Consider the following 16,244-nt stretch of genomic DNA (forward strand, 5'->3'; position numbering starts at 1 on the left):
GGGTCTTATTTTTAGTAGTTCCTCAAATAATTCGCAATGCCCTACCATCGGATCGTGACCTTGACCGGACAGGATCCGGCGCTCCTGCGCCGCCTCAACGCCGCCGCCGTGCTGCGCACGCTGCACGCCGCGGACGAGCTGACCCTGACGCAGCTCGTGAAGACCACCTCCATCTCCCGGGCGACCGTCGAGGACGTCATCGCCGGGCTCGACGAGCTCGTCGAGGAGGTCGGCATCAAGGTCGGGGATCCGCGCCCGGTCGGCCGGCCGGCCAAGCGCTACCGCTTCCGCGCGGAGGCCGGCCACGTCGTCGGCCTCGACATCGGCCCGCACAAGGTCCTGGCGCTCACCGCCGACCTCAAGGGGCGCATCGTCGACCGCAGGCGCACGGTCGTCACCCCCGAGACCGGCACCGCCGACAGGATCGCCGCGGCCAGGTCGGTGGTGCGCAGGACGCTCCGCGCGGTCGGCGTCGAGCCCGGCCAGGTACGCGCGCTGGGAGTGGCCACGACGGGCGTGGTCGACCCCGCCGACGGCCGGATACTGATCAGCGACCGGCTGCCCGGCTGGGCGGGCGTCGACCTGCCCGCCGCGCTTGACGGCCTCGCGGACGGCCCGGTCCTGGTGGGCAACGACACCAACCTGGCCGCGCTGGCCGAGCACTGGTGCGGCGCCGCCGTCGGGGCGAAGGACGTGATCTGCCTGCTGGCCGGGCGTAGCGTCGCGGCGGGCCTGCTCATCGGAGGCAAGCTGCACGCGGGCCGCAACGGCGCGGCGGGGGAGATCGGCGTCATGCGCGCCTTCGGGTGGTACACCGCGTTCGACCGATTCCTCGCCTACGGCGGGGACGCCCCCTCCGGGGAGGCGGCCAAGCGGGTGTTCGAGGCCGTGCGGGAGGGCGACGCGGAGGCCGCGGCCATCGTCCGCGCCTTCGCCCGCGACCTGGCCAAGGGCGTCGGCGCCGCCGTGCTCACGATGGACCCGGAACTGGTCGTCCTGGGCGGCGGCCTGTCGGGCGCGGGTGAGCTGCTGGCCGCGCCCCTGCGCGAGGAACTCGCCGAGCTCTGCCTGTTCCCCGTACGCGTGGAGAGCTCGGAGCTGGGCGGCGAGTCCGTCGCGCTCGGGGCGGTACGGCTGGCGCTCGACCACGCCGAGCACGCGATGTTCGGCGTGGGCCCCGCATGACCGGCGGCCCATCGTCACCTGGAGCGGAGCGGACCGACGGATCACCCGTCCAGATCGGCGCTCTCGTTCCGCTGACCCGGCCGGGCTGGGTCGAGGCGGGCCGGCACTTGCTCGCCGGACTCGAGCTGGCCGTTCGCGAGGTCAACGACGACGGCGGGATCGCCGGAAGACCGCTCGAGCTGGTGGTCCGAGACACCGCGGCTGATCCGCAGAAGGCCGCGGCGTCCGTGGACGAACTCGCCGGCCTGGGCGTGGCCGCCTTGGCGGGGGAGTATCACAGCGTCGTCGCGCGCGCCGCCGCCGCCCGGGCCGACGCCCTCGGCCTGCCGTTCCTCTGCTCGTCGGCGGTTCTCGACGCCCTCACCGAACAGCCGACGCGATGGGTCGCGCGCCTGGCCCCGGCGCAGTCCCACGGCTGGCAGATCTACGCGGACTTCCTCCTCGGCGCCGGCCACAGCCGCATCGCCGTAGCAGCCGACCCGAGCGTCTACTGGGCATCCGGGACCCGCATCCTGCGGGACCACCTCGCTCCACGCGGCGGCACCGTCATCGAGCTCGACATGCGCGCGCTCACCCCCGCGGCCGTGTGCGACGAACTCGCCGGCAATCGCGCGACCGCCCTCCTTCTTCTGGTCGGCCACCCGGAGCCGGCGGTGCCGATCGTCAAGTCCGTCCGCCGCGACCGGCGCCTCGCCGAGATCATGATCGGTGCTCCTGCCGGGCAACCGGAGTTCGCCGGATGGGCGAGGTCGCTGGGCGGCGACGGCGCCGCGATCCCGTTCCTGCGCTACCTGCCCGAGCGCCTCGGCCCACTCGGTACGCGAGTCGAGACGGCCCTGCGCGAGCGGCTGGCCGAAGTGCCCTCCTTCGTCGCCTTCGAGGGCTACGACACCATCACGGTCCTGGCCGAGACGCTGCGTACGTACGGCGCGGACCGGGCGCGCACCGCCGGATCCTGGCCGCACGTCGCGGTCGAAGGCACCCGCGGGCAGATCCGGTTCTCCCGCACGCCGGGCATCAGCGTCTGGCAATGGGCCTGGACGCCGGTCCAGGTCGTTGATAGAGATCCGGCGGAACCGGATCGCTTTCGGGTCCTTCACGCCGGCTGAGAGAGTACAGACGGTCACAATCGACCTCTGAGCGGAAGCGGAAGGAGTCAGCGTGCGAATCGTCGTCATCGGTGCGGGGGTGGTCGGAGCGGCGGTCGCGGCGGGACTCACCCGGCGCGGCGCGCAGGTCACCGTCCTGGAGGCGCGTACTCCGGGATCCGGTACGACCTCCACGTCCCTGGCGTGGGTCAATGCCAACGACAAGACGCCCAAGGAGTACTTCGACCTCAACCACGCCGCCGTCCGGGCGCACCACCGGCTCTCCGGCGACTGGTTCTTCCCCACGGGCAACCTCGAGTGCGCGGTCTCCGACGAGCACAAGGAACGCCTGGAGGCCCGCGTACAGCGGCTGACCGGCATGGGCTACCCGGTCGAGCGGATCACCGCCGCGCGCGCCTTGACCCTGGAGCCCGACCTGGTGCCTCCGCCTCCCGGCACCGAGTACGTGTTCTTCCCCGAGGAGGCGCACGTGCACCCGCTGCGCCTGCTCGGGAGCCTGCTCGGCGAGGCCCGCGACGCCGGGGCCGCGCTCGCGTGCGGGGCCGAGGTGACCGCGATCGAGACCTCGTCGTCGGGCGTCACGGTGACGGCGGCCGACGGGCGGGCCTTCGACGGCGACGTGGTGGTCACCTGCGCCGGTCGCTGGACGCAGGGGGTGGCGGCGCTGGCCGGGGCCGAGGTGCCCATGCTCGACCCGGCGGTGTCCGGCGCGATCACCAACGGTTTCCTCGTCACCACGACCCCGGTGCCCGCCCGCCTGTCCCGCGTGCTCCACTCCGACGGGCTCAACCTGCGGCCGGACGGGGGCGGGCGGCTGCTGCTGCAGTCGCTGCCGCTGGACGGGCGGGCGGACCCGGCGGTCCCGGTGCCCGGCGACGTCCAGGACTCGATCCTGGCCCTGATGGCGCGCGTGCTGCGGGCCGTGGACGGGGCCACGGTGGAGCGGGCGGTGGTCGGCCGGCGGGCGATGCCGGGCGACGGGCTCACGGTGGCGGGTTTCGCGGACGCGGAGCGGCGCGTGTACACGGTGGCCACGCACAGCGGGGTCACGCTGGCGCCGCTGCTCATGGGGGAGGTGGCGGGGGAGGTGTACGGCGAGGAGTCGCCGCTGCTGGCGCCGTTCCGGCCGTCCCGCTTCGCCGACGGCACCGCCGGGCCCGCCCCTGCCCCGGCACGGCGGCCGGGACAGCAGTAGGGTCCCCGGAAAGGCGTGGTCACCCGGCCGGCGGGATGTTCTTGAGAAAGAGGATGCCGTCGGTCGTGTGCACCTGGCCGGGGTCCAGGGCGAAGTAGCCGGAGCTCGTGTCGGTCTGGGGAGCCAGCTCGATGCCCTCCAGCGCCCCGGCCAGGCGTTCGGAGGCGATGAGGTAACCGCCGTGCGGCAGTGCGGCGTGCAGGACGCCTTCCAGGGTGTCCGGCGGGGTCGCCGCGCCGCCCATGGTCGAGGCGATGAAGGCGTACGCGTCGCCCAGCTGCGCCGCGACGATCGAGCCGGCGCTCCACCACTCCAGCAGCAGGTCGCCGCCCTGCCAGCCCGCCGTCTGCCAGACGCTCCTGTCCCGCTGGAGGTGCCGGTTGTGGGCGTAAACCAGCGTCGGGCCGTAGCGGAGTGCGATCGCCAGGAGGTTCTCGGCCATCATCGTGTCCCGCAGCCCCATGAGGCGCATGACCCTGGCCGGCGACGTGTCCGCCATCCCCGCGTGGTAGCGGAGCAGGCCCGTGGCCGTACGCCCGAACAGGCAGGCCCGCCACCACGCCTCCCGCGAGGTCGCGGCGATCAGGCGCGGTGACTCCGCCGTGAGCAGGGCCACGAGGTCGTCCGCCATGAGGCGCAGCTCGACGGCGTCGGGCGAGCGGCCGACGGACTGCGCGGGGTCCATGGTTGCGGCGGGGTTCGTCCACCGGGAGTCGGCGCCGAGCAGCCGGTCGACGGCGTCGAAGGACGGCACGTCGAGGTGGGCGGCGAGATAGCCGTGCAGCCCGGCGAGGGCCGGACGGGGGCTGCCGGGCCCGGCCAGCTCGAGCGGCCCGTCGAAGCCGAAGAAGCGGATCCGCTCGGCCGCGGGCCGGTGCCGGTTGTGCTCCCGCATCCAGCTCACGAGCTCCCGGTCGGCGGCCGAGCCGCCGAGCCCGTGACTGAAGCCGCGCCGCATGACGTCGTCGAGCGTCCCCACACCCTCCGTGACGTACGCGTCCACGACCAGCGCCGCGAGGCAGTCGCTCTCGATCGCGATCGACCGATGGCCCTCGTGCTCCACGAGGTGGCGGAAGGCCTCGTTGCGCTGCCGGAGGAACGCCTCCTCGCCGTGCGTGGGCTCGCCGAGGCCGAGCAGGCGCGGCGGGGCCGGGAACGACCTGAGCAGCTTCGTGATCGCGGCGCCCTCGAAGGACCAGCCGGAGTCAAGGATCGCGGATTCCATGCCTTCAACCGTATCGTTGAACCTTCTGTGTAAACTTTGCCCATGCCCCGCGAGCGACTCCGGCCCGTGGATCTGGCGCGCGAGCACGGCCTGTCCACGCAGGCGATCCGCAACTACGAAGAGGCGGGCATCCTCCCGCCGGCCGCGCGCACTCCCCACGGCTACCGCACCTATACCCCCGTCCACCGGGAGGCCCTGCGCGCCTTCCTCGCCCTCATCCCCGGCCACGGCCACCAGACGGCCACCTCGATCATGCGGGAGGTGAACGGAGGCGCGGTCGAGGAGGCCCTGCGGCTCATCGACGAGAGCCACGCGCAGCTGCTCGACGACCGCCGGACGCTGCAGGCCGTGGAGCGGGCGCTGCGCGACCTGACGGCGGAGGAGAGGCCCGGAGCGCCGGCGCCGGTGGAGCGGCCCGGGCCCGGCGGCGTCACCTTCATCGGCCCGCTGGCCAGGAGGCTCGGCATCAGGCCCGCGACGCTGCGCAAGTGGGAGCGCGCCGGGCTGGTCAACCCGAGCCGCGACCCTCAAACCGGCTACCGCGTCTACACGGCCGCCGACGTGCGCGACGCCCGGCTGGCCCACCAGCTCAGGCGCGGCGGCTACCTGCTCGAGCAGATCGCCCCGCTGCTCGCCCAGGTGCGCTCCGCCGGGGGGATCGCGCCCCTGGAGGCGACCCTGCGCGACTGGCGGACCCGGCTGACGGCCCGTGGCCGCGCCATGCTGACCGGCGCCGCCGGGCTCGACGCGTACCTGGGTCACCCCGGAGGTCCCGCCGCGGTCGCGGAGGATTAAGATACAGGTCAGCTCTGTATCCTAATTGGCCATGACAGGCAGACGGGAACACGCCATGGGTGCCTACGTGCTCGGCTTCCACGACATCGACAAGACGCTTCTCCCCCTGGTCGGCGGCAAGGGGGCCAACCTCGGCGAGCTGTCCGCCGTCGAGGGGGTGCGGGTGCCGCCGGGCTTCTGCGTCACCACCGAGGCCTACCGCGCGGTCGTCGAGTCGGACGCGACGATCGCCGCGCTGATCGACGGGCTCTCCGGGCTGCGCGCGGACGACCGTGCCGGGATCGCCGAGGCGTCCGCCCGTCTCCGGGAGGCCGTGGAGACGCTGCCCGTACCGGCCGAGATCGAGGACGACATCCTGCGCCGCCTCGGGGAGCTCGGCGACGTGCCCTGCGCGGTGCGCTCCAGCGCCACCGCCGAGGACCTGCCGTCCAGCTCGTTCGCCGGGCAGCAGGACACGTACCTGAACGTCAGGGGAGCCCCTGCGGTGCTCGCGAGCGTGCGGCGCTGCTGGGCGTCGCTGTTCACCGACCGGGCGGTGGCGTACCGGATCAAGAGCGGCTTCGAGCACCGCGCGGTGCGCGTGTCCGTGGTCGTGCAGCAGATGGTCTTCCCCGAGGCGGCGGGCATCATGTTCACCGCCGACCCGGTGACGTGCAACCGGAAGGTGGTCTCGATCGACGCCGGGTTCGGCCTCGGGGAGGCGTTCGTGTCGGGCGTGGCGAACGCCGACAACTACCGCGTACGCGCGGGCGAGATCACCGCGCGCAACGTCGTCACCCAGGACATCGAGCTGCGCCCGTCCCCGGACGGCGGCACGGAGGAGCGGGAGATCGAGCCCGCGCGCCGGCACGTGCAGACCCTGAGCGACGAGCAGATCCTCCGCCTCGAACGCCTCGGCCGCCGCATCGAGAGCCACTTCGGCCGCCCGCAGGACATCGAGTGGGGCGTGGCCGGCGGCGAGTTCCAGATCCTGCAGAGCCGCCCGATCACCACCCTCTACCCGGTGCCCGGGACGGCCGACGGCAAGAACCACGTCTTCATGTCGTACGGCCACCGCCAGATGATGACCGACGCCTTCAAGCCCCTGGGCCTGTCGCTGTTCGCGCTCCTGCACGACCGGCTGGGGCGCTCGGCGGGGACGGTGTCCGGCAGCCGGTTCTACAAGGACGTCTCACCCGAGCTGTCCTCGTCGTGGGCGCGCGCGGTCACGCTCAAGAGCCTCGGCCAGGTGGACGTCCTCATGGCCAACGCCCTGCGCCAGGTCCTGACCAGGAAGGACTTCGTGCGCGACCTGGCCCACGGCAAGACCTCGATGCTGGACTTCGGCGAGGGCGGGCTGCTGCCGATGGCCCGCCAATATCTGAAGATGTCCGGCAAGGACGACACCGAGGCCGTGCCCGAGCTGATCGCCGAGAACGAGCGGACCGTCGAGGAGCTGCGCCGCGGCATCGCGGGCAAGTCGGGGGACGGGCTGTTCGCGTACATCCTGGACGACCACGACGTGCTGGCCCGGCTCACCTTCGACCCGCGCAGCGTGGCGGCGGCCTTCGTCGGCATCCAGGCGGTGAACTGGGTCAACAAGCGCATGAAGGCCTGGCTCGGCGTGCAGAACGCCGCCGACGCCATCGCCCAGTCCGCCGACCACAACGTGGTGGCCGCCATGGGCCTCGACCTGCTGGACGTCGCGGACGCCGTCCGCCCGTACCCGGCGGTGGTCGAGCACCTCGAACGCGCCGGCCGGGACACGCTCCTCACCGGGCTCGACGGCCTGGAGGGCGGTCCCGAGGCCCGCCGCGCCCTTGAGGGCTACCTGCGCACGTACGGGATGCACTGCTCGGGTGACATCGACATCACCCGGACCCGGTGGAGCGAGGACCCCACCCAGCTCGTCCCGCTCCTGCTGAGCAACGTCCGCAACTTCGCGCCCGGCGAGCGCGCCCGCAAGGTCGAACGCGGCCGCGCCGAGGCCGAGAGCACCATCGCCGGCCTGCTGGAACGCCTCAGGGCGCTGCCGGGCGGCGAGCGGAAGGCGAAGAAGGCGGCCCGGCAGATGAGCCTCATCCGCCACTTCATCGGCTACCGCGAGTACTCCAAGCACGCCCTGCTCCAGCGCTACGAGCTGTACAAGCGGGCGCTGCTGGCCGAGGCCGCCGAGCTCGTCGCCCGCGGGGTGATCAGGGAGCCGCAGGACGTGTACTTCCTGTCGCTGGAGGAGTTCAGGGAGGTCGTGCGGAGCGGGAGGATCGACCCCGCGCTCGTCGACGGGCGGCGGGAGGCGTTCGAGGAGGACCGGAAGCTGACGCCGCCGCGCGTCATCACCTCCGAGGGCGAGGTGATCTCCGGCGAGTACGACACCGGCGCCCTGCCCGAAGGCGCGCTGGCGGGCATCGCCGTGTCGTCGGGCGTCGTCGAGGGGCGCGCCCGCATCGTGCTGAGCATGGACGAGGCGGACGTCGAGGAGGGCGACATCCTCGTCACCGTCTACACCGACCCGAGCTGGTCGCCGCTGTTCGTCTCGGTCAAGGGCGTCGTGATGGAGGTTGGCGGGGTGATGACCCACGGCGCCGTGGTCGCCAGGGAGTACGGCCTGCCCGCGGTCGTCGGCGTGGAGAACGCCACCCGGCGCATCGAGGACGGCCGGCTCATCCGCGTCAACGGCACCGAGGGCTACGTCGAACTGCTCTGACCCCGGTGCGGCCGCGTCACCGAACGCGCCGCACCAGGAAAGCTCAGCGGACCTTGGCGAAGAACGCGCGCAGGTCGGCCGCGAGGCGGCCGGGCTGCTCCATGGCGACGAAGTGGTGTCCGGCCGTGTTGTCCTCGGGCCAGTGCAGGATGGTGTTGTGCCGCTCGGCGAGCCGCCGGATCCCGGGCGGCCCGCTGTAGACGCCGGTCGGCGCCGCCGTCTGCCCCTTCGGCCAGCCGAAGCCCGTGCTCTCGTAGTAGGGCCAGGACGAGGTGCCGAAGGTTCCGGTGAGCCAGTAGAGGCTCACGTTCGTCAGGAGGAGGTCGCGGTCGATCACCTCGTCCGGCGTCTTGGCCGCGACGGTGAACTCCTTGAACTTGTGCGTCATCCAGGCCAGCGCCGCGACCGGGGAGTCGTGCCAGCCGTAGGCGAAGGTCGCCGGCGCCGCGCGCAGCAGCCCATGGTGGTCCACGCCGTTCATCCAGTCCTGCTCCTGCAGCCGCGCGAACGCCGCCCGCTCGTCCTCGGTCATCTCCGGGACGTCGTCCTGGGTGGGGAAGCCGAGCCCGCTGATGACGTAGACGCCGATCACGTGCTCCGGGTCGGTCGTGGCGACCTCCGGGGCGACGTACGCGCCGTAATCGCCGCCCTGGGCGCCGTAGCGGTCGTACCCGAGGCGGCGCATCAGCTCCGCCCAGATCCGCGCCACGCGCGTGACGTCCCAGCCCGTCTCGCGCGGCGGCGCGGAGAACCCGAACCCGGGCAGCGACGGCACGACGACGTGGAACGCCTGGGCGGGGTCGCCGCCGTGCGCGCGGGGGTCGGTGAGAAGCTCGATCAGGTCGGCGAACTCCACGAAGGAGTTCGGCCAGCCGTGCGTGAGGATGAGCGGCAGGGCGTCCGGCTCGGCGGAGCGCACGTGCAGGAAGTGGATGTCCTGGCCGTCGATCTCCGTCATGAACTGCGGGAACCCGTTCAGCCGCGCCTCGTGCCGGCGCCAGTCGTAGCCGTCGCGCCAGTAGGCGGCCAGCTCCTCGAGGTGGGCGGCGGGGACGCCGCGGCTCCAGCCCTCACCCGGCAGCTGCCGGGACCACCGGGTACGGGCCAGCCGGTCGTTCAGGTCGTCCAGGTCGGCCTGGGGGATGTCGATGCGAAAAGGGCGGATCTCGGTGCCCATGATTGTCCTCCTGCGGTCGCGATGACGTGCCGACAGTAGGAGCCATCTAGGTCGATCCATGTCCTACATGACGCCCATACTTGGAGTCATGAGCGACACCCCCGCACGGCTGCTCGCGCTGCTGTCGTTGCTGCAGACCCCGCGCGAATGGCCCGGCAGCGAGCTGGCCGAGCGGCTGGAGGTCAGCCCTCGCACGGTCCGCCGCGACATCGACCGCCTGCGCGAGCTCGGCTACCCGGTGCAGGCGACGATGGGGGCGGCGGGCGGCTACCGGCTCATCGCCGGCAAGGCCATGCCGCCGCTGCTGCTGGACGACGAGGAGGCGGTGGCCATCGCGGTGGGCCTGCGCATGGCGGCCGGGCAGCCGGTGGACGGCATGGAGGAGGCCTCCGTACGCGCTCTGGCCAAGCTGGAGCAGGTGCTGCCGGCGCGGCTGCGGCAGCGCGTCGGCGCGCTCGGGGCCGCCACGGTGTCGATGACGGCCGCGAACGGGCCGAGCGTCGATCCGCAGAACCTGGCGGTGCTCGCCTGGACGGCCGCCAACCGCGAACGCCTGCGCTTCGACTACCAGGCGAACGACGGCAGCCGGTCCAGCCGGCTGGTCGAGCCCTACCGCCTGGTGGCCGGCGGGCGCCGCTGGTATCTGCTCGCGTACGACAACGACCGCGACGACTGGCGGATCTTCCGCGTCGACCGGCTCAGCGCCCCGCGCCCGACCGGCGTCCGGTTCGCGCCCCGCGAACCGCCCGAGCCCGACGCGGCCGCCTTCATCACCCGCAAGATCTACTCGCTCGCCCCCACCTACGAGGTGCGGGCCACCCTGCGCCTGCCGGCCGAGGAGGCGATCGAGCGGCTCGGCGCCGCTCCGGGCGACGTCCGGCCCCTCGACGGGCACAGCTGCGAGCTGCACGGGCACGCCGACACCCTGGAGTGGCTGGCCGCGCGGCTGCTCATGCTCGGCTGCGAGTTCGAGGTGCACGAGCCGCCGGAGCTGCAGGCGTACCTGCGGGCGGTGGGCGGCCGCGCCGTCCGGGCCGCCGGTGTTGCCGCGGGCTTTACTGACCTGTAAGTATGAGCGGATGGAGGATCGGCGGCTCAGCCCGGGCGGGCAGCGGTTGCTGGAGGTGGCGACCGAGGTCTTCTACGCCGAGGGCATCCGCGCGACCGGCGTCGACACGCTGGTGGAGCGGGCCGGGGTGTCCAAGCCGACCCTGTACGCCCAGTTCGGGTCCAAGGAGAACCTCGTGGCTGCGGTCCTCGCCCGCCGCAGCGCCGCCCGGCAGGCAGCCCTGAGCGCGTACCTGGCCGGCAGCGATGTCCGGGGCGGGCAGGCGGTGCTGGCGGTCTTCGACTGGCTGGCCGAGGGACACGGCCGCGAGGGCTTTCGCGGGTGCCCGTTCACCAACGCGGCGGTCGAGCTGCCCGATCCCGGGCACCCGGCGCGGGCGGTGATCTCGGCCTACAAGTCGTGGCTGCGCGGGACGCTCGCCACGCTGGCCGGGCAGGCGGGCCTGGCGCGGCCCGAAGAGGTGGGCGACGCGTTGCTGCTGCTCATCGACGGAGCCAACGCGCGCGTGGTGGTCGACGACGACCGTACGGCGATGCTGCGCGCCAGGGCGGCGGCGGCCAGGCTGATCGGCGCGGCCGGCTCGTGAGGGTCAGACGCCGGGCCGGAGCGGTCCGGCGTGCTTGACGGTCTGCAGGACGGGGGCGGTCTCGATGGTGCGGATCTCGGGCAACGCCCCCAGCCGGTGGGTGATGTAGCGGTGCAGGTGATCGGTGCCGGAGCACAGCGCGTGGGCCAGCAGGTTGGTGGGGCCGGTGGTGTGGGCGACGGCGGCGAGCTCGTCGTGGCCCGCCAGGGCGGTGGCCACCTGGTCGAGGTGCGCCGGCGCGATCGCCATCCAGAGCAGCGCCTGGGTCGCGACGCCGAGGGAAACGGGGTCGATCTCGAGGTCGAAGAAGATCGTGCCGTGGGCGCGCAGGTCGGCCAGGCGCCGCGCCACCGTGGCCTCGGACCAGCCCGTGCTCCTGGCGAGGTCGGCGTAGCCGGCCCGGCCGTCATGGCGCAGGGCATCCAGCAGGGCCTGGTCGGCGCGGTCCAGTGACGGCCGGCCCGACGGCGCGGCGGGCACGTCAGCCGCGGCCGGCCTGAGCTGCCGCTGCTGTCCCTCGTCGAGGGTCTGGGCGATGCCCTGCCACGCGGTGGGCCCGCCCCGGTAGGGGTGGAGCAGGTACTGGGCGGAGACCGACGTGATCCCCGCCTTCCTGGGCAGGTCGTGCAGCAGCATCGAGGGCGGGTCGTCCACGCCGTGCGGGACGTGGACCATGGCGAAGATCTCGGTGCCGCCGGACAGCAGCTTGATCCATGACGTGTCGGGCCGCCGGGCCAGGGCCTGGGCGAGGGTACGGGTCGCGACCGGGCTGGTGGTGAGGCGGACCACCCACTGGCTGCGCCCCACCCGGGACGGGTCGGGCAGCCCGACGACGCGCAGGGAGGCGTTCGCGCGCAGCCGCTGGTAGCGGCGGGCCACGGTCTGGGTGGACACGCCCAGCACCCGGGCGATGCCGCTGAACGGCGCCCGCCCGTCGATGTGCAGGGCATGGATCAAAGCGCGGTCCAGGTCGTCGAGCATGAGCAAATCATGCATGAGATCCGGCTTCGTGGAAAAATTGCCCGAACATCTCGGGCATTGTGGAATCGCCGATGCCGGTGGCCGCAGCCTTGGTCGCGGAAGTCATCCGTACGACTGAGGGGGACTGGGACATGCCGGTTCGGGAGGATCCGACGGTGGCCTACCGGTGGCGGTGGGTCGTGCTGGGCGCGCTGCTGACCGCTGAGGCGATGAACGTGCTGGACTCGACGATCGTGCAGGTCGCGGCGCCGGTGATCCGCGCCGGGCTCGGCGGCTCCGAGTCCGCCATCCAGTGGTTCAGCTCGGCCTACACGCTGCCGTTCGCGGCGTTCCTGATCCTGGGTGGCCGGTTGGGGGACATGATCGGCCGCAAGCGGGTGTTCCTGGTCGGGATCGCGGGGTTCACGCTGGCGTCGTTGTGCTGCGCGCTGGCGCCCGGCGCGGGCGTGCTGATCGGGGCGCGGGCGCTCCAGGGCACGGCCGCCGCCTTGATCATCCCGCAGACGATCGGGTTGATCCGCTCGATGTTCGCCGGAGCCGAGCTGGCCAGGGCGATGAGCACCATCGGGCCCGTCATGGGTCTGTCGGTGATCTTCGGGCCCGTGCTCGGGGCCGTGCTCACCCACGCCGACCTGTTCGGCTCGTCGTGGCGGGCGGCGTTCCTGGTCAACGTGCCCCTCGCCGTCGCCGTGCTCGCCACCGGCCCCCTGCTCCGCGAGGACCGGGCCGCGCGGCCGCCCCGCCTGGACCTGCCCGGGACCGCGCTGGCGGTACTGGGCGCCGGGCTGGTGGTCTACCCGCTCATCGAGGGCGGCGACGCCGTCCCGCCGGGGTGGGGCGCGGTCCTGCTCGTCGCCGGGGTCCTCGTCCTGGTGGCGTTCGGGCTCCACCAGCGCCGCCGGGCCCGGCGCGGGCGTGCTCCCCTGGTCGAGCCGAGCCTGTTCGGCGAGCGGGTCTTCCCGGCCGCGCTGGCGACCTCGACGCTGCTGTTCGCGGTGACCAACGGGCTGATGCTGGTCGTCGTGCTGCAGGTGCAGCTCGGCCTGGGCCGCGACGTCCTGACCGCCGGGCTGACCCTGCTCCCGTGGTCGGCCGGGCTGGCGATCTCCTCCGGGATCGTGGGCGCGCGGATGACGCCGCGCCGCCTGTCACGGGTCATGTTCGCCGGGCTCGCCGTCCTGTTCGCCGGGGTCCTCGGGGCTCTGGCCGCCTACGCGGGCGCGTACTCGTGGCCGCTGCTCGTGGCGCTGGCGGTGTGCGGGGCCGGGAACGGCATGGTCACCGTCCCGTTCTTCACCGCCGCCCTGGCGCGTCTGCACCCCCATCAGGTCGGGTCGGCGGCCGGCCTGCTCAACGCCGTCCAGCAGTTCGGCGGCACGCTGGGGATCGCGCTGCTCGGCAGCGTCTTCCTGCACGGCCTGGGCGGCGGCTCGGACGGGAACGCCGCGGCGGTGCCGGCGTTCGGGCTCGGTCTCGTGCTGCTGGCCGCCACGGCCGTCGCGGCGGCGTTCATGAGAGCCCCCGTCGCTCCCACGCCGGAGCGGGAGCGCGCGGCCATGGGCGAGCCGACCCGATCCAGGCTCTGACCCCATCGAAGGGCTGGTCGACGCGCGGGGCCCGAGATTGTCGTGGGTGATCGCTAGGGTCACCGTCATGGTTGACGCAGCGGAGGTGTGGTCATGCGCCGGTTCTTTCCGGTCCGCATCGGAGGTGGCCGGATGAGCGCGTGGGAGCGCCTGGTCAAGCCGGCCAAGGGCGGTGACGTGGCCCGCGTCTTCCGCCTGCTCCTGGAGTTGGACGCCGACGATCGCAAGGCGGTGGCGGCGCAGCTGCCGCGCCACCTGTCGGGGCTGCGGATGGAGGATTGGTGGTCCTGGCGGCACCAGCTCAGGCCGTTGCGGCTGGCGGGCGTGGCGTGCCTGGGCGGCGCGGCGGCCGTCACGGCGTGGCTGTTCAGACGCGAGTTCCAGTGGGTCGAGAGCGACGACGAGCGCGTGATCCTGCTGCTGCGGCAGCGGCCGGCCGAGTGGCGGGCCGACGTGGCCCGCCGCATCGCCGGCCGCCTGCGCCTCAACGACATGCGCTACTGGGAGGTGGCCGCGGCGCTCGTGCGCGAGACCGGGATCGAGCCGCCGGACGGCGACGCGTTCATGGTGGGCTGGTTACGCGCGCTCCACCTGGGGACGGCGGCCACCGATCCGCTGTTCACCGCGTTCGCGCCGCGGCTCTTCGAGGTCGACGGCCTGGGCGAGGCCCTTCCCGCGCAGGTGGGGACCGTCGCCCGGCTCGTCGAGGACGGCCTGCTGGAGCGCAAACCGGTCATCGACGGCATCGTGGGGCGGCTGCTGCGTGACGGGCCGTCGGCGCTGAGCGCCCTGGCCGTCCTGCACGATCGGCTCGACCTCGACATCGACGAGTCCGCCGAGCGGGCCAGAGACTACACCCGGCTGCTGCCCGCCGGGCCGGTGGCGGTGGCCGACCTGGCGCTGGCGCAGCTGCGGCGGCTGGAGGAGGCGGGGCGGCTGGAGGAGGAGCTGTTCGCCGAGGCGATGGAGGCGCTGGCGTTCCGGCCGGAGAAGAAGCTGCTGCGCGCGGCCCTGTCGTGGGCGGGCGACGCCGTGCTGCGTGACGCCCGCCGCGCGGACGTCGTGCTGGCCGCCATGTCCCTGATCTTCGCGCAGGACACGCTGGCGTTGCAGGAGCGGGCCGTGCGGCTGGTCGTCAAGCTGGCCCCGCGGGCGGGGGAGGCCGGCCGGGAGGCGGTGCGGCAGGCGGCGGCCGGGCTGCCCGAGGAGCTGCTGGAGCGGGTCTCGGCGGCGTACGGGGGTGACATCGCCGCCGAGGAGGTGATCGTCACGCCGCTGCCGGCGGTGGGGCAAGGGCCGGCGTTGCCGCCGCCGTACGCCTCGCCCGACCAGCTCGTACGCGCGGTGAGCGTCCCCGAGGTGGACCCGCACACGTACGAACGCCTGCTGGCCGGGCTGGTCGAGTGGTCGCATCGGGCGCCCGACGCGCTGCGCGAGGCGTTACGTCCCTGGCTGGAGCCGTTCGATTCGATCTTCTTCGGTCACAACCGGGAGGACCCGGTCCATGCCGTGCGCCGGGCGTTCCTGGCGTTCGCCGCGCCCGGGGATGCGCTGCCCAAGGATGCCATCCGGCAGCCGCCGACCCTGGGCGGGTTCAAGCGGCTCTACTTCGGCCGCGCGGCCGAGCTCGCGCGCTCGTTCGAGGAGGGTGAGGGCTACCCGGTCCTGCTGGCCACGCCCACGGAGGGCAGCGGCCACGTCGATCCCGGGGTGCTGCTCGACCGCCTCGAGCTGCTGGAGGCCGCCGGGGCGCGGGCACTGCCCGGCGACCTGGTCCAGGCCCTGCTGCGGCTGCCCCGCGACCTCCCCGACGCGTGCGTGCGGCGGGCGCGGCGGCTGACCTCCGAGGCGGGCCGCACGTGCGCCGCCTGGATGCGCGACGGCGGGGCCCCCGATCCGCGGGTGACGGTCCACCTGCGCACCGAGCGCAACGGCTACTACCTGTCGGGTATGCCCGCCCTGCGCCCCGTGCTGGACGTGCCGGACGATCTTCCCGAGGAGCTCCGCCCGCTCTACCGGCCGGAGGCCGGCTACGCGTTCACGCTCGAATGGTGGCCGCTCGCCATGCCCTCGCACCCGGAGATCGTGGCCGCCCACATGGTCTGGATGATGTCGATCTGCATCGACTCCAGCGAGGCGCAGACGCAGTCGCTGGTCGGCCTGGCCCACGCCGACGGGCCGCTCGGCAGCGCCGTGGCACACGCGCTCGCCTGCGGCATGGGCCACGAGAACGCCGCCGACCGCGCCGCGGCCACCGACGCCCTCCTGACGCTGGCCGCCCGCGGCCGGGTGCCGGCGCAGGCGCTGGCGGAGACGCTCACCAAGCTGGTTGCCGAGGGGTTCCTCAAGCTCAACCGGGTGGTGTCGGTGCTCGACGACGCCACGCAGGCCGGGGCGCACGAGGCGGTGTGGGAGGTGGTCGTGCGGCTCCTGCCCGGGCTGCTGCCCCAGGAGGGCGAACGGCCCCGCGCGGGCGCGGCCGACCTCCTGGCGGCGGGGGCTCGGGCGGCCAGGATCGCCGGCGTACGGGCCGAGCTGCCGGACGTGGCGGCGGTGGCGGCCCGCAAGGGGCCGAGCAGGCTGGTCCAGGAGGCGCGGCGGCTGCAGCACCTGGTCGCCCTCCCTAAGAAATCTACTTTGTAAAGGCGCC

The 16,244-nt window shown here is 73.4% G+C and carries 12 protein-coding genes; 9 read left to right on the forward strand and 3 right to left on the reverse strand.

The genetic code is table 11. From position 1 onward, the window contains the following. Nucleotides 1-54: 54 nt before the first annotated feature. The 3 genes from AB0J87_RS51150 to AB0J87_RS51160 are packed head-to-tail and all read left to right on the forward strand — an operon-like array spanning nucleotide 55 to nucleotide 3,489. A complete protein-coding gene (locus tag AB0J87_RS51150) occupies nucleotides 55-1,185 on the forward strand; it encodes an ROK family protein (RefSeq protein WP_363980100.1) in 1,131 nt (376 codons plus the stop codon). Further along, nucleotides 1,182-2,294, forward strand: coding sequence for an ABC transporter substrate-binding protein (locus AB0J87_RS51155; protein ID WP_363980103.1), 1,113 nt, complete (start codon nucleotides 1,182-1,184; stop codon nucleotides 2,292-2,294). Before AB0J87_RS51150 ends, AB0J87_RS51155 begins: the two co-directional genes overlap by 4 nt. Before the next feature lie 52 nt (nucleotides 2,295-2,346). Next, nucleotides 2,347-3,489: an FAD-dependent oxidoreductase gene (locus tag AB0J87_RS51160; protein WP_363980106.1), complete on the forward strand. Its 1,143-nt coding sequence runs from the start codon at nucleotides 2,347-2,349 to the stop codon at nucleotides 3,487-3,489. Between the two features lie 19 nt (nucleotides 3,490-3,508). Here AB0J87_RS51160 and AB0J87_RS51165 read toward each other — a convergent pair whose 3' ends face one another. Further along, nucleotides 3,509-4,714, reverse strand: coding sequence for an erythromycin esterase family protein (locus AB0J87_RS51165; protein ID WP_363980109.1), 1,206 nt, complete (start codon nucleotides 4,712-4,714; stop codon nucleotides 3,509-3,511). A gap of 42 nt (nucleotides 4,715-4,756) precedes the next feature. Here AB0J87_RS51165 and AB0J87_RS51170 point away from each other — a divergent pair, with 42 nt between their 5' ends. Further along, nucleotides 4,757-5,509: a TioE family transcriptional regulator gene (locus AB0J87_RS51170; RefSeq protein ID WP_363980112.1), complete on the forward strand. Its 753-nt coding sequence runs from the start codon at nucleotides 4,757-4,759 to the stop codon at nucleotides 5,507-5,509. A 31-nt stretch (nucleotides 5,510-5,540) separates the two neighbouring features. Continuing rightward, on the forward strand, nucleotides 5,541-8,195 hold the full coding sequence (gene rph / locus AB0J87_RS51175; RefSeq protein WP_363980115.1) for a rifamycin-inactivating phosphotransferase: 2,655 nt from the start codon (nucleotides 5,541-5,543) through the stop codon (nucleotides 8,193-8,195). A 43-nt stretch (nucleotides 8,196-8,238) separates the two neighbouring features. Here rph and AB0J87_RS51180 read toward each other — a convergent pair whose 3' ends face one another. Further along, entirely contained in the window at nucleotides 8,239-9,372 is a 1,134-nt protein-coding gene (locus AB0J87_RS51180) for an epoxide hydrolase (protein WP_363980118.1), read from the reverse strand. Between the two features lie 88 nt (nucleotides 9,373-9,460). Between AB0J87_RS51180 and AB0J87_RS51185 the strand changes: the two genes are divergently transcribed. Together AB0J87_RS51185 and AB0J87_RS51190 are read left to right on the forward strand one after the other, a co-directional pair. Beyond that, a complete protein-coding gene (locus tag AB0J87_RS51185; RefSeq protein WP_363980121.1) occupies nucleotides 9,461-10,441 on the forward strand; it encodes a YafY family protein in 981 nt (326 codons plus the stop codon). A 10-nt stretch (nucleotides 10,442-10,451) separates the two neighbouring features. Next, nucleotides 10,452-11,027 (forward strand): TetR/AcrR family transcriptional regulator, encoded by a 576-nt coding sequence (locus AB0J87_RS51190; protein ID WP_363980124.1) that lies wholly within the window; start codon nucleotides 10,452-10,454, stop codon nucleotides 11,025-11,027. A gap of 3 nt (nucleotides 11,028-11,030) precedes the next feature. Here AB0J87_RS51190 and AB0J87_RS51195 read toward each other — a convergent pair whose 3' ends face one another. Then, the gene (locus AB0J87_RS51195) at nucleotides 11,031-12,008 is read right to left on the reverse strand and encodes an Lrp/AsnC family transcriptional regulator (protein WP_363980127.1); all 978 of its coding nucleotides are present in this window, start codon (nucleotides 12,006-12,008) and stop codon (nucleotides 11,031-11,033) included. Between the two features lie 131 nt (nucleotides 12,009-12,139). Between AB0J87_RS51195 and AB0J87_RS51200 the strand changes: the two genes are divergently transcribed. Together AB0J87_RS51200 and AB0J87_RS51205 are read left to right on the forward strand one after the other, a co-directional pair. Next, a complete protein-coding gene (locus AB0J87_RS51200; protein ID WP_363980130.1) occupies nucleotides 12,140-13,594 on the forward strand; it encodes an MFS transporter in 1,455 nt (484 codons plus the stop codon). Nucleotides 13,595-13,726: 132 nt separating this feature from the next. Continuing rightward, nucleotides 13,727-16,237, forward strand: a complete 2,511-nt coding sequence (locus AB0J87_RS51205; RefSeq protein ID WP_363980133.1) for a DUF6493 family protein — start codon at nucleotides 13,727-13,729, stop codon at nucleotides 16,235-16,237. The last annotated feature ends 7 nt before the right edge of the window (nucleotides 16,238-16,244 follow it).

Source organism: Nonomuraea sp. NPDC049625 (assembly GCF_040675285.1).
GTDB classification, from domain to species: domain Bacteria; phylum Actinomycetota; class Actinomycetes; order Streptosporangiales; family Streptosporangiaceae; genus Nonomuraea; species Nonomuraea angiospora_A.